Source organism: Paenarthrobacter sp. Y-19 (assembly GCF_029223985.1).
Taxonomy (GTDB): Bacteria; Actinomycetota; Actinomycetes; order Actinomycetales; family Micrococcaceae; genus Arthrobacter; species Arthrobacter nicotinovorans.
The window spans coordinates 1,760,087-1,778,517 of the sequence record NZ_CP119414.1 but is presented as its reverse complement, the minus strand read 5'-3'; the positions used below and the strand labels follow the sequence as shown (position 1 = coordinate 1,778,517).

Sequence of the window (18,431 nt, the reverse complement as noted above, 5' to 3'; positions counted from 1 at the left end):
CTACCGGAATACTTCTAACCCAGAATCTCAGCCAGGAAGGTGGCAGTGTGGCTCTCTGTGGATTTCGCTACTTGCTCCGGGGTTCCGGTCGCGACGATTCGTCCGCCGCCGGAACCACCATTGGGGCCAAGGTCCACGATCCAGTCCGCCGACTTGATGACGTCCAGGTTGTGCTCGATGGTAATGACGGTGTTGCCCTTGTCCACAAGGCCCTGGAGGACCATCAGCAATTTCCTGATGTCTTCGAAATGCAATCCCGTGGTGGGCTCGTCCAGCACGTAGATGCTGCGGCCGTTGGAACGCTTCTGGAGCTCCGCAGCCAGCTTCACGCGCTGGGCCTCGCCGCCGGAAAGTGTCGTGGCAGGCTGGCCGAGCCGGACGTAGCCAAGTCCAACGTCCACAAGGGTGTTCAAATGCCGTGCGATTGGAGTGAAGGCGGCGAAGAACTCCGCACCTTCTTCAATGGGCATGTTGAGGACGTCCGCGATGGTCTTGCCCTTGTAGTGGACCTCCAGCGTCTCGCGGTTGTACCGGGCCCCATGGCAGACCTCGCACGGAACGTAGACGTCAGGCAGGAAGTTCATTTCGATCTTCAGCGTGCCGTCGCCGGAACAGGCTTCGCAGCGGCCACCCTTGACGTTGAAGGAGAAACGACCGGGCTGGTACCCGCGCACCTTGGCTTCAGTGGTCTCCGCAAACAGCTTGCGGATGTTGTCGAACACGCCGGTGTAGGTGGCGGGGTTGGAGCGCGGCGTACGGCCAATGGGGCTCTGGTCGACGTGCACTACCTTGTCCAAGTGCTCCAGGCCGGCCACGGAGCGGTGGCGTCCGGCTACCTGCTTGGCTCCGTTGAGCTTATTGGCGAGGACCTTGTACAGGATCTCGTTGACCAAGGTGGACTTGCCCGAACCACTGACACCCGTGACCGCAGTGAACAGACCGAGGGGGAACGTAGCGTCAACGTTGTTGAGGTTGTTCTCCCTGGCGCCAACAACCTTAAGCTCCCGCTTCTTGTCGTACTTGCGGCGCTTGGCAGGAATATCGATCTTCCGGCGCCCGGCGAGATAGTCACCGGTGAGGGACTGCGTGTTTTCGAGGAGTTCCTTGTAGGTACCGGAGTGGACGACCTGGCCACCGTGCTCGCCGGCGCCGGGTCCGATGTCCACCACCCAGTCGGCCTCGTGGATGGTGTCTTCGTCGTGTTCGACCACAATGAGCGTATTGCCCAGGTCCCGAAGCCGTGTGAGGGTCTCGATAAGGCGTCGGTTATCGCGCTGGTGCAAGCCGATGGAGGGCTCGTCCAGGACGTACAGGACGCCGACCAGGCCCGAGCCAATTTGCGTGGCCAGCCGGATGCGCTGGGCCTCGCCGCCGGACAGCGTGCCGGAAGGGCGCTCGAGATTGAGGTACTCCAGGCCAACGTCCAGAAGGAACGTCAGGCGGGCCTGGATCTCCTTGAGAACCTGGTTGGCGATCTGGGCTTCCCGGTTGGTCAGCGTCAGGCTTCCGAGGAACTCTGCGCATTCCCGCATCGGGAGCGCGGCCACCTCGGCGATGGACTTCCCGTTGATCAGTACGGACAGCGATGCCGGGTTCAGGCGGGCTCCGTTGCACTCGGGGCAAGGAATTTGGCGCATGTACTCTTCGTACCGGTCGCGGGCCCAGTCAGAGTCCGTTTCACCGTGCTTCCGGTGAACGTACTGGATGGCTCCTTCGAAGCCGGTGCTGTACTTGCGCTCACGTCCGAAACGGTTCTTGTACTGGACTACGACCTTGTGGTCCTTGCCGTGAAGTACCGTGTTCCGGACATCCTTGGGGAGCTTCTCCCACGGGGTCTTCATGGAGAAGCCGAGTTCGTGTGCGAGGCCTTCAAGGAGGCGGTTCCAGTACTCCGTGGTAGCTGTACCCAGGGACCACGGAGCAATCGCGCCTTCGCCCAGCGAAAGTTCCGGGTTGGGAACGATCAGTTCCTCATCGACTTCCAACTTGGTGCCGATGCCGCTGCAGGCAGAGCAGGCACCGAACGGGTTGTTGAAGGAGAAGGATCGCGGCTCGATCTCGTCGATGGCCAGAGGGTGCTCGTTGGGGCACGCCAGATTCTCGGAGTAGGCACGGATACGTGCGGGATCTTCAGCGTCCAGGTCCACGAATTCAACCAGCACACGGCCTTCGGCCAGGCCCAGTGCAGTCTCCACGGAATCCGTGAGCCGTTGGCTGATCTCTTCCTTCACCACCAGGCGGTCAACAACGACTTCGATGGTGTGTTTGTACTGCTTGCCCAACTTGGGCGGATCGTTCAACTGGACCAGTTCGCCGTCAACCCGGGCACGGGAGTAACCCTTGGCCGTCAGCTCCTTGAAGAGGTCAACGAATTCACCCTTCCGGCCGCGGACGACCGGAGCGAGGACCTGGAAGCGGGTGCCGGTTTCCAACTCCAGGAGTTGGTCGACGATTTGCTGGGGTGTTTGCCGCGTAATCGGCTCACCGCAGACCGGGCAGTGCGGGCGGCCAACGCGCGCCCACAGCAAGCGCATGTAGTCGTAGATTTCGGTGATGGTGCCCACAGTGGAACGCGGGTTCTTACTGGTGGACTTCTGGTCGATGGACACCGCAGGCGAGAGACCTTCGATGAAGTCAACGTCGGGCTTGTCGACCTGACCAAGGAACTGGCGTGCATACGCCGACAATGATTCGACGTACCGGCGCTGGCCTTCGGCGAAGATGGTGTCGAAAGCCAGGGAGGACTTACCGGAACCAGAGAGTCCGGTGAAGACGATCATGGCGTCGCGTGGGAGGTCGAGATCCACGTTGCGCAGATTGTGTTCCCGGGCTCCCTTGACCACCAGGCGGGACAGATCCGGCTTGGCTGGCTTTTTATCAGAAACGACGGAAGCGCTGTTCAGGGAATCGATGGCTGTATCTTCAGCTAAGGCTTTGGGCACCCACCAATGCTAATCGAAAACTTCTTCGAATTTCCATGTCGTGCCTCACATGCTACCGATCGGTATCAATCGGCGTCGTAAGCGGCAGCGAAAAGCTGCACTGCCTCGGCGAAGGAAGCGCCTTGGGCCTTGGCAGCAGCTGCGTACTGGGCGGCAACTTCGGCCAGCGCCCCCCAACGGTCATCGCGGGCACACACTACTGTCCCGTTGCGTCCACGGGTAGCGACAACGCCGGCTGCTTCGAGCTCCTTATATGCCCGGGCGACTGTATGGGGTGCCACGTCCAGTACACCTGCCAGGTTCCGGACGGGCGGCAGTTTCGACCCCACGGCGAGAACGCCTGAATCTGCGAGTTCGATGATGCGGAGCCTCAACTGTTCAAAGAGCGCCACAGCACTGCCGGCGTTGGGTCGCCAGCTCCCGGGGAAATCCCCTGCGGGCGTCATGATGAGCTCCTGGCAGGCACGTGCGCCACCGTCGGCGGCAGATCCGGATTGCATCCTTGGTCCATGCCGAGAATTAGACCAGCGCCACCACCATGGGACAAGACATGGGGGTGCGTGTTCCTCTGGCCGGTCATAAATGTATGTCGGCTCACGCGTGCTTCCTCGCCACCGCAAAAATACGGCGGAACGGAAACACCGTACCGTGGGCCGTCGACGGGTAGGCCTGGCGCAGCATGGCTGCGTATTCCTTTTCGAAGGCGTCGGCTTCGGGCGCGGGCAGGGCGGAAAGGACGGGTCGCAGTCCTGTGCCCCGTACCCATTCCAGCACCGGATCCTCCCCCGTAAGTACCTGCTGGTAGGTGGTCTCCCATGCGTCAGCCGAGCATCCGGCGTCGAGCATTATGCCCAAGTAGTCCGCGGGACTGCCCACCGCGTCATCGTGCCGCAGGACCCCATCCAGTCGCGTCCGCCATCGCGGCGAACCGGCGAGTTCACGCATCAATGCGTGGGAGGGCGACGAAAAGTTGCCCGGGACCTGCAGGGCAAACCAAGCGCCTGGCCTTAGCCCTTCGAGCCAGGCGGCGAGCATCTCCTGGTGCCCGGGGACCCACTGGAGGGCAGCGTTCGTCACCACGACGTCGACATCGTTGTCCGGCATCCACTCAGCAATGTCGCCCTGGTTGAAGGACAGCCCACTGTAATGACCCGTCAATGACGCGGCTTTGGCCAGCATTTCCTGCGACGAGTCAATCCCAACAACGTGTGCCGCGGGCCAGCGGTCCGCCAAAGTGGCAGTCATGTTGCCAGGGCCGCAGCCCAGGTCCACCACGTGGCCGGGCTTAGCGGCTTGGATTCTCGCCACCAGGTCATGAAACGGACGGTCCCGATGATTGCCGAACTCGGCGTACTTGGATGGATTCCACTTCATAAAAGCCTCCTGGAGCCGGGCAACACTGCTGGGCTGAGCCTAAACTGTCCGGGCACTAAGCTGGAAACCAATGAAACTTCTTGAGCAGCTTCCTGGTTCCACCGCCACAGGTCCCCTGGACCCGGATGACATTTACACGCGGTTTGTCGAGTGGACTGAAAGCCGTGGCCTGCAGTTGTACCCGGCCCAGGATGAAGCGATCATGGAACTCGCCTCCGGCGCCAACGTCATCCTTGCTACGCCCACAGGTTCCGGTAAGTCCCTGGTGGCCATCGCCGCCCACTTCGAAGCCATGGCCCGTGGCCAGCGCAGCTACTACACGGCGCCCATCAAGGCACTGGTATCGGAGAAGTTCTTTGCCTTGTGCGACATCTTCGGTGCAGAAAACGTGGGAATGATCACCGGCGATTCCGGCGTCAACCAGGATGCACCCATCATCTGCTGCACAGCGGAAATCCTGGCCAACATAGCCCTCCGCGAAGGGTCAGCGGCCGAACTCGGCTCGGTGGTCATGGACGAATTCCACTTCTACTCCGATCCCCAGCGCGGCTGGGCGTGGCAAGTGCCGCTCCTGGAACTCCCCCAGGCCCAGTTCCTCCTCATGTCTGCCACCCTTGGCGACGTCTCCCGCTTCGAAACAGGCCTCACGGAACTGACCGGCCGGACTACGACAACGGTAAGTTCCGCGGAGCGGCCTATACCGCTGCACTACTACTACCAGCTGACCCCGGTCCACGAGAGCCTGGAAGAGCTGCTCTCCACCAAGCAGGTTCCCGTGTACGTAGTGCACTTCAGCCAGGCCGAAGCCATCGAACGTGCCCAGAACCTCATGAGCATCAACATGTGCAGCAGGGCCGAGAAGGATCGCATCGCCGAACTGATCGCAGGCTTCCGGTTCGCGGCAGGCTTTGGAAAGACACTCAACCGGCTGGTGCGCCACGGCATCGGAGTGCACCACGCGGGCATGCTGCCCAAATACCGCCGTTTGGTGGAACAGCTTGCCCAGGCCGGGCTGCTTAAGGTCATCTGTGGCACGGACACGCTGGGCGTGGGCATCAACGTTCCGATCAGGACGGTGCTCTTGACGGCCTTGAGCAAGTACGACGGCGTACGCACCAGGTCTCTTAACTCGAGGGAGTTCCACCAGATTGCCGGTCGTGCCGGCCGCGCCGGTTACGACACCGCAGGCACCGTTGTGGTGCAGGCGCCGGATCACGTGGTGGAGAACACCAAGGCCATGGCCAAGGCCACTGCCAAGTTCGGTGATGACCAGAAGAAGCTGCGGCAAGTCGTCAAGAAGAAGCCCCCGGAAGGATTCGTGTCCTGGGGCGAACCCACGTTCAAGAAGCTCGTCGAGTCCATTCCTGAGCCGCTGACGTCCAGTTTCACCGTTACGCACGCGATGCTGCTCAACCTGATGGAGCGTCCGGGCGACCCCTTCCAAGCCACCCGGCGGTTGCTCAGCGAGAACCACGAGAGCCGCCCTGCACAACTTCGGCTGATGAAGAAAGCACTGGGGATCTACCGGGAGCTGTTGGCTGCCGGGGTTGTTGAACGAATCCCCGAGGACGAGCAGGAAGCTGAAGGACGGTCGGTTCGGCTGACGGTTCACCTCCAAGCCAACTTCGCCCTCAACCAGCCGCTGTCCCCCTTCGCTCTAGCAGCCTTGGAACTGCTTGATCCGGAGTCGCCTTCCTACGCACTGGACGTCGTTTCAGTCATTGAGTCGACCTTGGAGAAGCCGCGCCAGATTCTTTCCGCACAGCAGAAGAAGGCCCGCGGGGAAGCTGTTGCCGCCATGAAGGCGGACGGCATCGAATATGAGCAGCGCATGGCCATGCTGGACGAAGTGACCTATCCCATGCCGTTGGCCGGGATTCTTGGTGAGGCGTTCGAGGTCTATCGAAAAGCTGCGCCGTGGGTTGGCGACTTCGAACTCGCACCAAAATCGATCATCCGGGACATGTATGAGCGCGCCATGAACTTTGGCGAGTTCGTGCAGTTCTACGGCCTGGCACGCTCGGAGGGCATCGTCCTGCGATACCTTGCGGACGGTTTCCGGGCACTTCGGCAGACCGTTCCCCAGGACCTGCTGCGCGAGGATCTTGAAGACCTCATTGCCTGGCTCGGAGAACTCGTGCGTCAGGTTGACTCGAGCCTGCTGGACGAATGGGAGGAACTGACCTCCGGGCTGGCTCCGACACCGCACGATGCGCCTCCTCCCCCGCCGCCACTGTTGACCTCGAACATCCGGGCCTTCCGGGTGATGGTCCGGAATGAGATGTTCCGCAGAGTTGAACTTTTCGCAGACGAGGATTCCAGTGCCTTGGGAGAACTCGACGCCGACGCCGGCTGGGACGCCGGGCGGTGGGAAGAAGTTCTGGACGACTACTTCGACGAACACGATGACATCGGGACCGGCCCGGACGCGCGTGGACCCGGTTTGCTGATTATCACGGAGGAGCCGGGCCTGTGGAAGGTCCGACAGATTTTCGACGACCCCGCGGGAAACCATGACTGGGGTATCTCGGCCGAAGTGGATCTGGCGGCGTCCGATGAGAGTGGCACAGCCGTAGTCCGCGTGACCGACGTCAACAGGCTCTAGCCCGAAGAAGCCATGGAACCCGTCCCCGACCTGACCAGCAGCCTGGAGGCCTTGCGCTCGGTAACCCCCGTGACCACGATGATCCTGCCGGGTTTGAGAAGCTGGTGGGAAGGTGCGCTGGATGTCGAGGGCCTTGCATTGGGTTCAGTGTTGGCAGCAGCCACTGCCCTGGAAGCCCTGACAGGCTGTGCGGGCAGGTATTCAGCGTCATCTGAGCCGGTGGCTGCTTCGTTCGATTCGCTGACGCACCTGCGGATCGCGGGCACCAAACCCCAGGGCTTCGCACCGGCGTCGGGTTTTCGGCGGACCTCGGACGGCTGGATCCGCCTTCACGCGAACTACCCTCACCACGCAGCGCGGCTGATGGAAGCGATGGGCGCGAACAGCGCCCAGGACGTGGACGACGCACTCCTGACCATGACCTCCCTGGACGCCGAGGATGCCACCAACGCCAACCGGGGCGTGGCAACGGCGGTCCGACGCCGTGGCGAATGGTCTCCTCCGCCATGCACCGCGCGCTCTCTGATGAACCGTGGATCCGGTTTCTCCCATCAACCGCCCTGCAGATGTCGTCAACCACCTCACCAGTTTCTTCTGCCTCAGCCGCGTGGAAGCCATCCAAGGACCCTGAACGGCCACTCACCGGCCTGCGGGTTCTGGACCTGACCCGCGTCATTGCAGGCCCGACGGCGACCCGGCTCCTCGGAGCGCTCGGAGCCGATGTCCTGCGGATCGATCCTCCGGGCCTCCCGGAATTGGAGGAGGCTTTCGTGGATGGCGGTTTCGATAAGCGATCTGCCGTGGCCGACCTGGGGAACGCTGCCGGACTGGAGACCGTCAAAGACCTGATCTCCACCGCGGACGTCGTCGTGACGGGTTACCGCAACGGCGGCCTGGACAGATTTGGCCTGGGAGCTGAAACCCTGTTGGCCGGGAAGCCGGACCTCGTGGTGGCGACCCTGTCGGCTTGGGGAAGCGCGGGGCCGTGGAGACAACGGCGCGGTTTCGACAGCCTGGTACAGGCGGCCTGCGGCATCGCCGAAGAATACGGGCACCTGGACGACGACGGGTGGAAGCCAGGTGCGCTGCCGGTGCAGGCCCTGGACCACGCAACAGGCTACGGAGTGGCGGCTGCCGTACTGGCCCTGTTGGCAGAGAGGTTGAGGACAGGGGCAGGAGGAATGGCGGCTTTGTCGCTGGCACGCACCGCCGAGGAACTGTTCAGGTTGCCGGCCCGTCAAGCTGACGTAAAGGCCGCCCGGCTGCCCCAACCTGCGTATCGGGAGACCCCGAGTGCGTATGGCCAGCTGCGGTTCGTGGGGCCGCCGCTGTTGGTGGACGGCGTGCAACTGCAGTATCGCCGGCCGCCTGTGCGGTATGGAACATCCCCTGTGGCGTGGAGCCAGTAAGGCGGGCTTCCTTTAGTAAGCTCGAATGCATGAGTGTTATCCGCCAAGCCACTGTTGACGATGTCCCCGCGATCCTGCGCATGATCCACGATCTGGCGATCTATGAAAAGGAGCCGGACGCCGTCAAGAACACCCCGGAAAGGCTCACGGAGGTGCTGTTTGGCGAGAACCCGCGGGTCTTTGCCACGATCGCGGAAAACGCTGCCGGCACCGTGCAGGGGTTCGCGCTGTGGTTCTTGAACTACTCCACCTGGGAAGGCGTCCACGGCATCTACCTGGAGGATCTTTACGTCGAACCCGACGCCCGTGGTGAGGGCCATGGGAAGGCGCTTCTTCAGTACTTGGCAGCGACCGCCGTCGAACGTGGTTACGCCCGTGTGGAATGGAGCGTCCTGAACTGGAACGAACCGTCCATCAATTTCTATAAAAAACTCGGCGCGTTCCCCATGGAGGAATGGTCCACTTTCCGCCTCACTGGAGAGGCCCTGGAAGCTTTTGGCACGAAGGCCGGACAGTCAGAGGAATCGTTTGCCCGTGGCTGAAACGTACTCCTCAATGCCGGAACACACCGTCCTGAACCGCCACGAATTCCGTGGCGTACGCACGGTTGAACACTACTTCACCGTCCCCCTGGTGCATTCCCCCGGTGCCAACGAAGCCACCAGTGAAACGATCACCGTTTTTGCCCGGGAGTACTCCTCTACGGCGCATACCGCGGAAGAAGCGTCCAAGCTGCCGTGGCTGCTGTTCCTGCAGGGAGGTCCGGGTGGACGCGGGAACCGGGTCACCTCCCTGGCCGGCTGGATGAAGGCAGCCGCACGGGATTTCCGCATCCTGATGCTCGACCAACGCGGCACCGGTCTTTCCACCCCCGTTGAACGGCAAACGCTGGAGCTTCGTGGCGACGCTGCTGCCCAGGCTGAGTACCTGACGCACTTCCGGGCCGATTCGATTGTTGCCGATGCAGAATTTATCCGTGGCGTCCTGGGCTCGGGCCCTTGGACCGTCATGGGCCAATCCTTCGGCGGGTTCTGTGCCTTGACCTATCTGTCCTTCGCGCCGGAGGGTTTGCGCGAGGTCCTGATCACCGGAGGCCTGGCTCCCTTGGAAGGACCCGCTGACCGGGTCTACCAGGCGACCTTCAAGCGCGTTGCTGCACGGAACGCCGAATACTTCGGTTGGTACCCGGAAGACCGTGAACGGGTCACCCGGATCGTCCGGCACTTGGAAAAGACTCCCGAGTTCCTGGCAAGCGGTGAGCGGTTGACCCCGGAACGGTTCCAAATGGTCGGATCGTTCCTGGGAGGTAACACCCGCGTGGATTCGCTTCACTATCTGCTGGAGGATGCGTTCATCGACACCTTGGACGGGGAGCGACTCTCAGAAGTGTTCCTCGAGCAAGTACGAAGCCTTGTCAGCAGGGCTGCCAACCCCCTTTACGCTGTGCTGCATGAATCAATCTATGGTCAGGGCGAGGCAACCAACTGGGCGGCGTGGCGGGTCCTGGAGGATTATCCGGAGTTCGAGCCAGGCGCCGAACAGCCGCTGCTCACCGGGGAAATGGTTTATCCCTGGTATTTCGAACAGGACCCCTCCCTTGCACCCCTGCGCGACGTAGCGGAAATCCTTGCCGCCCGCAAAGATTGGAAGCCGCTGTACGACACCGCCGCCTTGGCCGCGAACCCGGTTCCCGTGGCTGCGGCAGTGTACAAGGATGACATCTACGTGGACCACGATTTGTCACTTGAAACCGCTGCGGCCGTTCGCGGGCTCCAGGCATGGGTTACGTCCGATTTCCACCACGACGGTATCGCGGAAGATGGTGAAGGCATCTTCAAACGGCTTTTGGGCATGGTCCGTGGCGCACGCTGACCGCTTGGCTGAGCTTCAGCGGCTGCTCACGCCCGGGCGGCGCCGAAGAGCCATGGCCAGAGTCAGGGCAAGGACTGCTGCAGCCACTAAGCTGGACGCCACGTTGAGGCCCTGGTAGCCAATCCACGCGAGGAGAAGGCCGGAGGTGGCACCCCCGATTGCCCCCGCAGCGCCCATCAAGGTGTCCGAGACTCCTTGGACGGTGACCCGCTCATCCTGACTGACGCTCTCAGCCAGCATCGTCGAACCAGCGATGGTGGCTGCGGACCAACCCAGGCCCAGAAGGATCAATCCTGCGGTGACAAGCGTGGGTTCGTGCTGCCCGAAGCCGGCGATGAACACGGCCACCAGCAGCAGGCCGTGCCCGATGGCAATGGTCTGCAGCCGGCCGGCCTTGTCCGTCAGCCATCCCCACACCGGCGACAAGGCGAACATGCCGGCAATATGAAGCGAAATGGTGACCCCGATAATCACCAGAGCATCCGTACTGTCGGTGGTTCCCCCGTGGTGGCCGGCATGGGATCCGTCCACCAGCTGCTGGAGGTGAAGAGGCGTCATGGACATGACCGCCACCATGACCCCGTGGGCGGCGATAACAGCGGCCAGTGCCAGAAGGGCCTGCGGGGAGGAACGAACGGCCCGTAGGCCGGACCTGACAGTGCCCCTGACGGGGATGCTCCCGGTACCGCCCGAATCGTGGGCGCTTGATGCCAGCCGCCTGGCAAGCAACAAGGGATCCGGCCTGAGCCCGAGGAACAGAAGCAGCGCCGCCAGCAAGAGCCCTGCCGCGGAAAAGACAAAGGGGCCAGCAATGGGCGGCAACCCAAGAGCCTGTCCCACCAAGGCACCTGGCTGGATGAGGTTCGGCCCGGCAACCGCTCCGATGGTGATGGCCCAGACCACTGTGGACAGGGACCTGCCGCGATGTTCGGGCTCGGCGAGGTCTACGGCAGCAAACCGCGCCTGGAGGTTTGCCGCAGTGCCCAGGCCCAGGAAGGCTGCCCCCAGTATCAGGACGGGGAATGACCTGGCCATCACGGCGACTATGAACAGGAGTGCCCCGATCATGGCAGCTACCAAGCCGGTGACCAGACCCACCCGGCGTCCACGTGCTTCGGCCAGCCGCGCCAGCGGAAGGGCGGCAATGGCGGCCGCCAGGGTCAACACGGTAGTGATGGAACCTGCCCATGCCTCGGAGCCGGACAGATCAACAGCCAGCAGGGAGCCAATGGAAAGCGTCGCTCCATTGCCAACTCCGCTGAGGAGCTGGGACGCACTGAGCAGGAAAACACTACGGCGCTGAACCCGTTGTGGGTCCAGCGCCGTAGTTGGGGAGGTAGTCACCCCATGAGACTACAACTTTCGATGAAGTTACTCTGCTTCGCTCAAGCTCTTTCGTGCGTCTTCCTCAAGCCGGGCATCAATCTTGGCCTGGCGTGCTGCGGGGCTGAGAAGGCTGGCCACTACGGCCACGACGATGGTACCGACGATGACCGCCAGCGACACGTACGTGGGGATCTCCGGAGCCCACTCGATGTGGTGGCCGCCGTTGATGAAGGGAAGTTCGTTGACATGCATGGCGTGCAGGACAAGCTTGACGCCGATGAACGCCAGGATTACCGACAAGGCGTGCTTCAGATAGACCAAGCGGGTCATGAGTCCGCCCAACAGGAAGTAGAGCTGACGAAGGCCCATCAACGCGAAAATGTTGGCTGTGAAAACGATGAAGGCACTTTGGGTCAGGCCGAAGATCGCGGGGATGGAGTCCACGGCGAACAAGAGGTCGGTCAGGCCGATGGTCACGAAGACGATCAGCATGGGGGTGAAGACCTTCTTGCCGTTGACAGTGGTCCGCAACTTGCCGCCGTCGAACTTCTCAGACATGGGAAGCACCCTGCGAAGGCGGGCAATCAAAGGGTTCTCGGCCCCTTCTTCCTCATCCTCACCGGAGTCCTTGGCTTGCTTCCAGGCGGTCCACAGAAGGAAAGCGCCGAAGATGTAGAACACCCAGCTGAACTGTTCGATCACCACGGCGCCCAGGGCGATGAAGATACCTCGGAGCACCAAGGCGATGATGATGCCCACCATCAGCACTTCCTGCTGGTACTTACGAGGCACAGCGAACCGGGCCATGATGATGATGAACACGAACAGGTTGTCGATGCTGAGGCTGTATTCAGTCACCCAGCCCGCAATGAACTGGCTTCCGTACTCGGGGCCCGTGAAGTAGAACATGGCTCCGGCGAACACCATGGCCAAGGCCACGTAGAAAGCGACCCACAGGCCGGCTTCCTTCATCGAGGGTTCGTGGGGGCGCTTGACGACCAACAGCAGGTCGACAGCGAGGATAATTCCGAGGACGACAAACGAGCCGACCTCGAACCAGACAGGGAGCTCCATTAAAGGGCCTTTCGCAGGGTACGGGAAAACGGTGTAAGTCTCTCCGGCCGCCTTGGAGCGTTTGATGCTCTGACATGGCGACCCGCTAGGCCCGGCGAGGCAACCATGCCTTGCGTGCTGACGAACCTAGCGCTTGGGATACTCCCCTACGTGGCTTAAACCTTACCCTAGGCGTGACCGGCGGACTGCATCTGGCGTAATTCGCGCTTCAACTCCTTGACTTCGTCACGGATCCTTGCCGCGACCTCGAACTGGAGTTCGGCGGCGGCACCATGCATTTGTTCCGTTAGCTGTTCAATGAGGCCCACCAAATCCTCCGCCGGCGCTGCTGCAAGGCCGTCCTGCCGGACAGTTGCGGCACCCTTCGCGGACGTCTTACCGCGTTTGCCGCCCTTGGCCAGCCGGTTGTTGTTGAGCAGCTCCTGGGTGTCTGCGTCTTCCTTGGCCAACTGGTCGGTGATGTCAGCGATTTTCTTGCGCAAGGGCTGCGGGTCGATGCCGTGCTCAGTGTTGTACTTGACCTGGATGGCGCGGCGGCGGTTGGTCTCATCAATCGCGTGCGCCATGGAGTCCGTGATCCGGTCGGCGTACATGTGGACCTGGCCCGACACGTTACGGGCGGCACGGCCGATGGTCTGGATCAGCGACGTGGAGGAACGCAGGAAGCCTTCCTTATCGGCGTCGAGGATACTCACCAAGGAGACCTCCGGAAGGTCAAGGCCTTCCCGGAGCAGGTTGATGCCCACCAGGACATCGAAGACACCCATGCGCAGTTCCCGGAGCAGCTCCACACGCCTCAAGGTGTCGACGTCCGAGTGCAGGTACTCCACCTTGATGCCGTGTCCCACAAGGTAATCGGTGAGGTCCTCGGCCATCCGCTTGGTCAAGGTGGTCACAAGAACGCGCTCGTTCTTCTCCGTGCGGATTCGGATCTCCCCCAGCAGGTCGTCGATCTGGCCCTTGGTGGGTTTGACCACCACCTCGGGGTCGATGAGGCCCGTGGGTCGGATAATCTGCTGCACATAGCCATCGGCCTTGCCGAGCTCGTACTTTCCGGGAGTGGCCGAGAGGTAGACCGTCTGGCCGATGCGCTCAAGGAATTCGTCCCATTTCAGGGGCCGGTTATCCATGGCAGAGGGCAACCGGAAGCCGAAGTCCACGAGGTTTCGCTTCCGGGACATGTCGCCTTCGTACATGGCGCCGATCTGCGGAATGGTCACGTGCGATTCATCGACCACCAGCAGGAAGTCATCCGGGAAGTAGTCCAGGAGGCAGTGAGGTGCCGTGCCGGGCTCGCGGCCGTCGATGTGCACCGAGTAGTTCTCGATGCCGTTGCAGAACCCCATCTGCTGCATCATTTCAAGGTCATAGGTGGTCCGCATGCGGAGCCGCTGGGCTTCCACCAGCTTGTTCTGGGCTTCGAGGACCTTCAGGCGGTCCGCCAGTTCGTCTTCAATCCGCTTGATGGCCCGCGCCATCCGTTCGGGACCGGCCACGTAGTGCGAGGCCGGGAAGACGTACATCTCTTCCTCCTCCCGGATGACCTCGCCAGTCAGCGGATGGAGCGTCTGGATGTTCTCGATCTCGTCGCCGAAGAACTCAATCCTGATGGCGAGTTCCTCGTACATGGGAATGATTTCCACGGTATCGCCGCGGACCCGGAAGGTTCCCCGGTGAAAGTCCATGTCGTTGCGGGCGTACTGCATGGAGACAAACTTCCGCAGGAGATGGTCGCGGTTCATTTCCGCTCCCTTCCGGAGCGTCACCATACCGGCGATGTACTCTTCGGGCGTGCCCAGGCCGTAGATGCAGGACACTGTTGCCACCACGATGACATCGCGGCGGGTCAGCAATGCGTTGGTGGCAGAGTGGCGCAGCCGTTCGACTTCCTCGTTGATGGAGGAGTCCTTCTCGATGAAGGTGTCCGTCTGGGCCACGTACGCTTCCGGCTGGTAGTAGTCGTAATACGAAACGAAGTACTCAACCGCGTTGTTCGGCAGGAGCTCCCGGAACTCGTTGGCCAGCTGCGCCGCCAGCGTCTTGTTCTGCACCATCACCAAGGTAGGCCGCTGGACCTGCTCGATGAGCCATGCCGTGGTGGCGCTCTTGCCCGTACCCGTGGCACCAAGGAGGACTACGTCCTTCTCACCGTTGTTGATGCGTTCGGTCAACTCTGCGATGGCGGTTGGCTGGTCGCCTGCGGGCTTATAGTCACTGACAACTTCAAAGGGTGCGACGACACGGTTGATTTCCTGGGCAAGGCTCATACACCAAATCTACCCCCGACCCCGGACAGCTACTGTCCGCGTTTGCGCTCAGCGGAAGATGAATACGACGGCGGTGCCCAGCCGGTGCGCTTGGCCCACTCCTCCATCTGCGGCCACGCCACGTCAGTGAACCACGGCTCTTTGGCTTCGGCATAGGCTGCACTGTCCTTGTCCCCCGCATGGGCCCCGGCCAGGCCGCGTTTGTGGGCCTCATACTCAGCGCGGGCTGCAGGGTCGGCGCGCAGCCAGTCCCGGAACAACAGGGCGTAATACCAGCCGGGCGATCCAGCCTTCCGAACGTGAAGGTTCACCGCCCTGCCGGGATCGGCGTTGGCATGGAACCGCTTTTGCCAGGATTCCGGAGAAGGGTGGGAGGGCTTCGGGGTGTCCCCGCGAACGTGCTGCACTGCTGGGAATCCGGCTGCGCCAAGCAGGGGCGAGATCCGGTCGGCCGTCTCGAGATCGCGCACTGTCAGTTGAAGGTCGATGACATCCTTCGCGGCCAGGCCCGGCACAGAGGTTGAGCCGATATGGTCAACGGCCAGAATCGCATCCGGAGCGGCCAGGGCGACGCGGGCTGCCAGCCGTTCGGCCTGCCGTGCCCATTCCCCATTCGGGGCAACAAGGACGGGGCCATCTGTCCGGGGCGCGCGGACACCACTCTTGATGTTTTCCGCAAAAGGCACCAGACGCCGCTCCCACAGTGCATCAACCGCGGCAAGTAGATCCTCCCGACTGCCGGAATTGTCCAGGATGACGTCGGCTGCAGCTTGGCGCTCCGCCCTGGAGGCCTGCGCGGCCATGCGGGAACGCGCGTCCTCCGGCGTCATGCCTCGAAGCTCCACCATCCGTTGGACACGCAGCTCATCAGGCGCATCCACTACCAGCACCAGGTGGAAGGTGCTGCCCTGTCCGGTTTCCACCAGCAGCGGGATGTCCTGCACCACGATGCCACCCGCACCGGCGCTGTTCATGACGGCGGCCGCGGACTTGCGGACGAGCGGGTGGACGATGGCGTTCAGGATTTCGCGCTGAGCCGGTTCCCGGAACACGATGGAACCCAGCTTCGGCCGGTCGAGCCCGCCGTCGTGATCCAGGATGCCAGGACCGAAGGCTTCAACAACCTGTTCCAGCCCCGGTGTCCCGGGTTCCACTACTTGCCGGGCGATAACATCCGCGTCTATGAGCAGTGCCCCCAGCTCCCGGAGCCTGGATGCCACCAACGATTTGCCTGAGGCGATGCCGCCCGTCAGTCCGATTTTCAGCACCCCTCAACACTAGACTGAAGCGGTGGAAATTGAGGAAGAAAGCCGTGCGACCCGGTACACGACGCTCCGGGCAGGGCCCGACTTCCGCCACGAACTGGAAATCCGGCGGTCGCGTTTCATCACCGTGCTCCGCAGGGTGCCGGATGAGGATTCCGCGCGCGCGTTGGTGGCCGGGCTGCGGCGCGAGTTCCACGACGCCCGCCACCACTGCTCGGCGTTCGTCATCGGACCGGACCGGATGATCCAGCGATCGAACGACGACGGCGAACCCTCCGGTACCGCGGGCATACCGATGCTCGAAGCCCTTATCAAACGTGAGTCGGCGCCCGGGGTGACCGACCTCAGCGACGTCGCTGCCGTCGTCGTACGCTATTTCGGCGGAATTCTGCTGGGGGCGGGCGGGCTGGTCCGTGCCTATTCGGAATCGGTCTCGACGGCCCTGGACCTGGCTCCCCTGGTTCAGCGACGGCGTCTGCGGCTCTGCGCCGTAGAGGTCGCCCATGCCGAAGCCGGGCGTTTGGAGAACGAACTCCGGAATGCCGGATATGTCATGGCTGAAACCTCGTATGAAGCACGGCATGCGGTCCTGCGCATAGCGTTGGAGGACTCAGCCACTGAGATTGGCGATGCCCACGCCCGGGTGGCGGCACTAACCGCAGGCAGCTCACTCCTCCGTCCCGAGGGTACCGAATGGATTGACGTTCCGGCCTAAGAATGCGCCAACAGATTGACCGCAAAACAGAAGGACCCCCGCCCGGAGGCAGGGGTCCTTCTTTGGCTATTCAGCACATCCCGTGAGGGCGGCGGAATTAGTTGCCGGTCAGCTTCTCGCGCAGTGCGGCGAGTGCTTCGTCGGACGCCAGGGTGCCAGCGTTGGACTCAGCAGCAGCCGGCTCCGAGGAGTAGCTGGTGGTGCCGGAATCGCTCTCACCGGACGTTGCAGCAGCAGCGTCGTCGGCAGCGTGCTGGGCAACCTGCTTCTTGTGGGCTTCCCAACGGGTCTGGGCGTCAGCGTACTGCTGCTCCCAAGCGGCGCGCTGGGTCTCGTAGCCTTCGAGCCATTCGTTCGACTCGGGGTCGAAGCCCTCAGGGTACTTGTAGTTGCCCTCTTCATCGTACTCAGCGGCCATGCCGTACAGAGCGGGATCGAACTCGGTGCTGTCAGCGTCCACGCCCTCGTTGGCCTGCTTGAGGGAGAGGGAGATACGACGACGCTCGAGGTCGATGTCGATGACCTTGACGAACAGTTCGTCGCCAACGGAGACAACCTGCTCGGCGAGCTCCACGTGGCGGACAGCCAGCTCGGAGATGTGGACGAGGCCTTCGATGCCATCTTCGACGCGAACGAACGCACCGAACGGAACCAGCTTGGTGACCTTACCCGGAACAACCTGGCCGAGGGCGTGGGTGCGGGCGAAGGTCTGCCACGGATCTTCCTGCGTAGCCTTGAGCGACAGGGAGACACGCTCGCGGTCCAGATCCACTTCGAGGACCTCGACGGTGACTTCCTGGCCAACCTCGACAACCTCGGACGGGTGGTCGATGTGCTTCCAGGACAGCTCGGAAACGTGAACGAGGCCGTCTACGCCGCCAAGGTCCACGAATGCACCGAAGTTGACGATGGAGGAAACAACGCCCGGACGAACCTGGCCCTTTTCCAGCTTGTTGAGGAACGTGGAGCGAACCTCGGACTGGGTCTGCTCGAGCCATGCACGGCGGGACAGAACAACGTTGTTGCGGTTCTTGTCGAGCTCGATGATCTTGGCTTCGATCTGCTGACCGATGTACGGAGCGAGGTCGCGGACGCGACGCATCTCGACGAGGGATGCGGGCAGGAAGCCGCGCAGGCCGATGTCCAGGATGAGGCCACCCTTGACAACCTCGATGACGGTACCGGTAACGACGCCGTCTTCTTCCTTGACCTTCTCGATGTCGCCCCAGGCACGCTCGTACTGAGCACGCTTCTTGGAGAGGATCAGACGGCCTTCTTTGTCTTCCTTGGTGAGAACCAAAGCTTCGACCTGATCGCCAACGGCGACAACGTCACCGGGATCAACATCGTGCTTGATGGAAAGCTCGCGGGAAGGGATGACACCTTCGGTCTTGTAACCGATGTCGAGCAGAACTTCGTCGCGGTCGACCTTGACGACGGTACCTTCGACGAGGTCTCCGTCGTTGAAGTACTTGATGGTGGCGTCGACAGCTGCGAGGAAGTCCTCAGCGGTACCGATGTCGTTAATGGCGACTACGGGGGTACCGGGCTTCTCGGTGGAGGTGATGGTCATGTAGTAGGG

The 18,431-nt window shown here is 62.3% G+C and carries 14 protein-coding genes; 5 read left to right on the top strand and 9 right to left on the bottom strand.

Translation table 11 applies throughout. The features are described from left to right. Nucleotides 1–14: 14 nt before the first annotated feature. From uvrA to PYR64_RS08205, 3 genes are all read right to left on the bottom strand, one after another. Nucleotides 15–2,942, bottom strand: a complete 2,928-nt coding sequence (uvrA, locus tag PYR64_RS08215; RefSeq protein WP_275779360.1) for an excinuclease ABC subunit UvrA — start codon at nt 2,940–2,942, stop codon at nt 15–17. A 65-nt stretch (nt 2,943–3,007) separates the two neighbouring features. Next, nucleotides 3,008–3,388 (bottom strand): GntR family transcriptional regulator, encoded by a 381-nt coding sequence (locus tag PYR64_RS08210; RefSeq protein ID WP_018777547.1) that lies wholly within the window; start codon nt 3,386–3,388, stop codon nt 3,008–3,010. Nucleotides 3,389–3,536: 148 nt separating this feature from the next. Continuing rightward, on the bottom strand, nt 3,537–4,316 hold the full coding sequence (locus PYR64_RS08205; protein WP_275779358.1) for a trans-aconitate 2-methyltransferase: 780 nt from the start codon (nt 4,314–4,316) through the stop codon (nt 3,537–3,539). Between the two features lie 70 nt (nt 4,317–4,386). Here PYR64_RS08205 and PYR64_RS08200 point away from each other — a divergent pair, with 70 nt between their 5' ends. Next, nucleotides 4,387–6,921 (top strand): DEAD/DEAH box helicase, encoded by a 2,535-nt coding sequence (locus PYR64_RS08200; protein ID WP_018777545.1) that lies wholly within the window; start codon nt 4,387–4,389, stop codon nt 6,919–6,921. Here the strand turns inward: PYR64_RS08200 and PYR64_RS08195 are convergent. Beyond that, a complete protein-coding gene (locus PYR64_RS08195; RefSeq protein ID WP_275779356.1) occupies nt 6,918–7,187 on the bottom strand; it encodes a hypothetical protein in 270 nt (89 codons plus the stop codon). The genes PYR64_RS08200 and PYR64_RS08195 overlap by 4 nt on opposite strands. Nucleotides 7,188–7,487: 300 nt before the next feature. Between PYR64_RS08195 and PYR64_RS08190 the strand changes: the two genes are divergently transcribed. From PYR64_RS08190 to PYR64_RS08180, 3 genes are read left to right on the top strand one after another with little or no spacing between them, the layout of a single operon-like run. After that, complete coding sequence (locus PYR64_RS08190) at nt 7,488–8,330, top strand: CoA transferase (protein ID WP_275779354.1); 843 nt, start codon at nt 7,488–7,490, stop codon at nt 8,328–8,330. Nucleotides 8,331–8,359: 29 nt separating this feature from the next. After that, nucleotides 8,360–8,872: a GNAT family N-acetyltransferase gene (locus tag PYR64_RS08185; protein ID WP_018777543.1), complete on the top strand. Its 513-nt coding sequence runs from the start codon at nt 8,360–8,362 to the stop codon at nt 8,870–8,872. A 13-nt stretch (nt 8,873–8,885) separates the two neighbouring features. Then, nucleotides 8,886–10,202: an alpha/beta fold hydrolase gene (locus PYR64_RS08180; RefSeq protein WP_064722279.1), complete on the top strand. Its 1,317-nt coding sequence runs from the start codon at nt 8,886–8,888 to the stop codon at nt 10,200–10,202. A 15-nt stretch (nt 10,203–10,217) separates the two neighbouring features. On the opposite strand, the gene PYR64_RS08175 is transcribed toward PYR64_RS08180, so the two are convergent. The 4 genes from PYR64_RS08175 to coaE all read right to left on the bottom strand — a co-directional run bounded on the left by PYR64_RS08175 (nt 10,218) and on the right by coaE (nt 16,137). Continuing rightward, complete coding sequence (locus PYR64_RS08175) at nt 10,218–11,546, bottom strand: MFS transporter (protein ID WP_275779352.1); 1,329 nt, start codon at nt 11,544–11,546, stop codon at nt 10,218–10,220. A 27-nt stretch (nt 11,547–11,573) separates the two neighbouring features. After that, complete coding sequence (locus PYR64_RS08170; protein ID WP_018777540.1) at nt 11,574–12,602, bottom strand: TerC family protein; 1,029 nt, start codon at nt 12,600–12,602, stop codon at nt 11,574–11,576. 167 nt (nt 12,603–12,769) lie between these two features. After that, nucleotides 12,770–14,869 carry an excinuclease ABC subunit UvrB gene (gene uvrB, locus PYR64_RS08165; RefSeq protein ID WP_018777539.1) on the bottom strand — a complete coding sequence of 700 codons (2,100 nt, stop codon included), beginning with the start codon at nt 14,867–14,869 and terminating at the stop codon, nt 12,770–12,772. Between the two features lie 29 nt (nt 14,870–14,898). Beyond that, nucleotides 14,899–16,137, bottom strand: a complete 1,239-nt coding sequence (gene coaE / locus PYR64_RS08160) for a dephospho-CoA kinase (protein WP_275779348.1) — start codon at nt 16,135–16,137, stop codon at nt 14,899–14,901. Nucleotides 16,138–16,159: 22 nt separating this feature from the next. On the opposite strand from coaE, the gene PYR64_RS08155 reads away from it, so the two are divergent. Then, entirely contained in the window at nt 16,160–16,849 is a 690-nt protein-coding gene (locus PYR64_RS08155) for a YigZ family protein (protein WP_193590520.1), read from the top strand. A 97-nt stretch (nt 16,850–16,946) separates the two neighbouring features. Here PYR64_RS08155 and rpsA read toward each other — a convergent pair whose 3' ends face one another. Continuing rightward, a complete protein-coding gene (gene rpsA / locus PYR64_RS08150; RefSeq protein WP_011774756.1) occupies nt 16,947–18,422 on the bottom strand; it encodes a 30S ribosomal protein S1 in 1,476 nt (491 codons plus the stop codon). Nucleotides 18,423–18,431 lie beyond the last annotated feature (9 nt).

Bases quoted from the DNA above. Each gene is read 5' to 3' on its own strand.
- PYR64_RS08210 (WP_018777547.1), bottom strand. From the start codon at position 3,388: ATGACGCCCGCAGGGGATTTCCCCGGGAGCTGGCGACCCAACGCCGGC.
- PYR64_RS08205 (WP_275779358.1), bottom strand. From the start codon at position 4,316: ATGAAGTGGAATCCATCCAAGTACGCCGAGTTCGGCAATCATCGGGAC.
- PYR64_RS08200 (WP_018777545.1), top strand. From the start codon at position 4,387: ATGAAACTTCTTGAGCAGCTTCCTGGTTCCACCGCCACAGGTCCCCTG.
- PYR64_RS08190 (WP_275779354.1), top strand. From the start codon at position 7,488: ATGTCGTCAACCACCTCACCAGTTTCTTCTGCCTCAGCCGCGTGGAAG.
- PYR64_RS08185 (WP_018777543.1), top strand. From the start codon at position 8,360: ATGAGTGTTATCCGCCAAGCCACTGTTGACGATGTCCCCGCGATCCTG.
- PYR64_RS08180 (WP_064722279.1), top strand. From the start codon at position 8,886: ATGCCGGAACACACCGTCCTGAACCGCCACGAATTCCGTGGCGTACGC.
- PYR64_RS08170 (WP_018777540.1), bottom strand. From the start codon at position 12,602: ATGGAGCTCCCTGTCTGGTTCGAGGTCGGCTCGTTTGTCGTCCTCGGA.
- uvrB (WP_018777539.1), bottom strand. From the start codon at position 14,869: ATGAGCCTTGCCCAGGAAATCAACCGTGTCGTCGCACCCTTTGAAGTT.
- rpsA (WP_011774756.1), bottom strand. From the start codon at position 18,422: ATGACCATCACCTCCACCGAGAAGCCCGGTACCCCCGTAGTCGCCATT.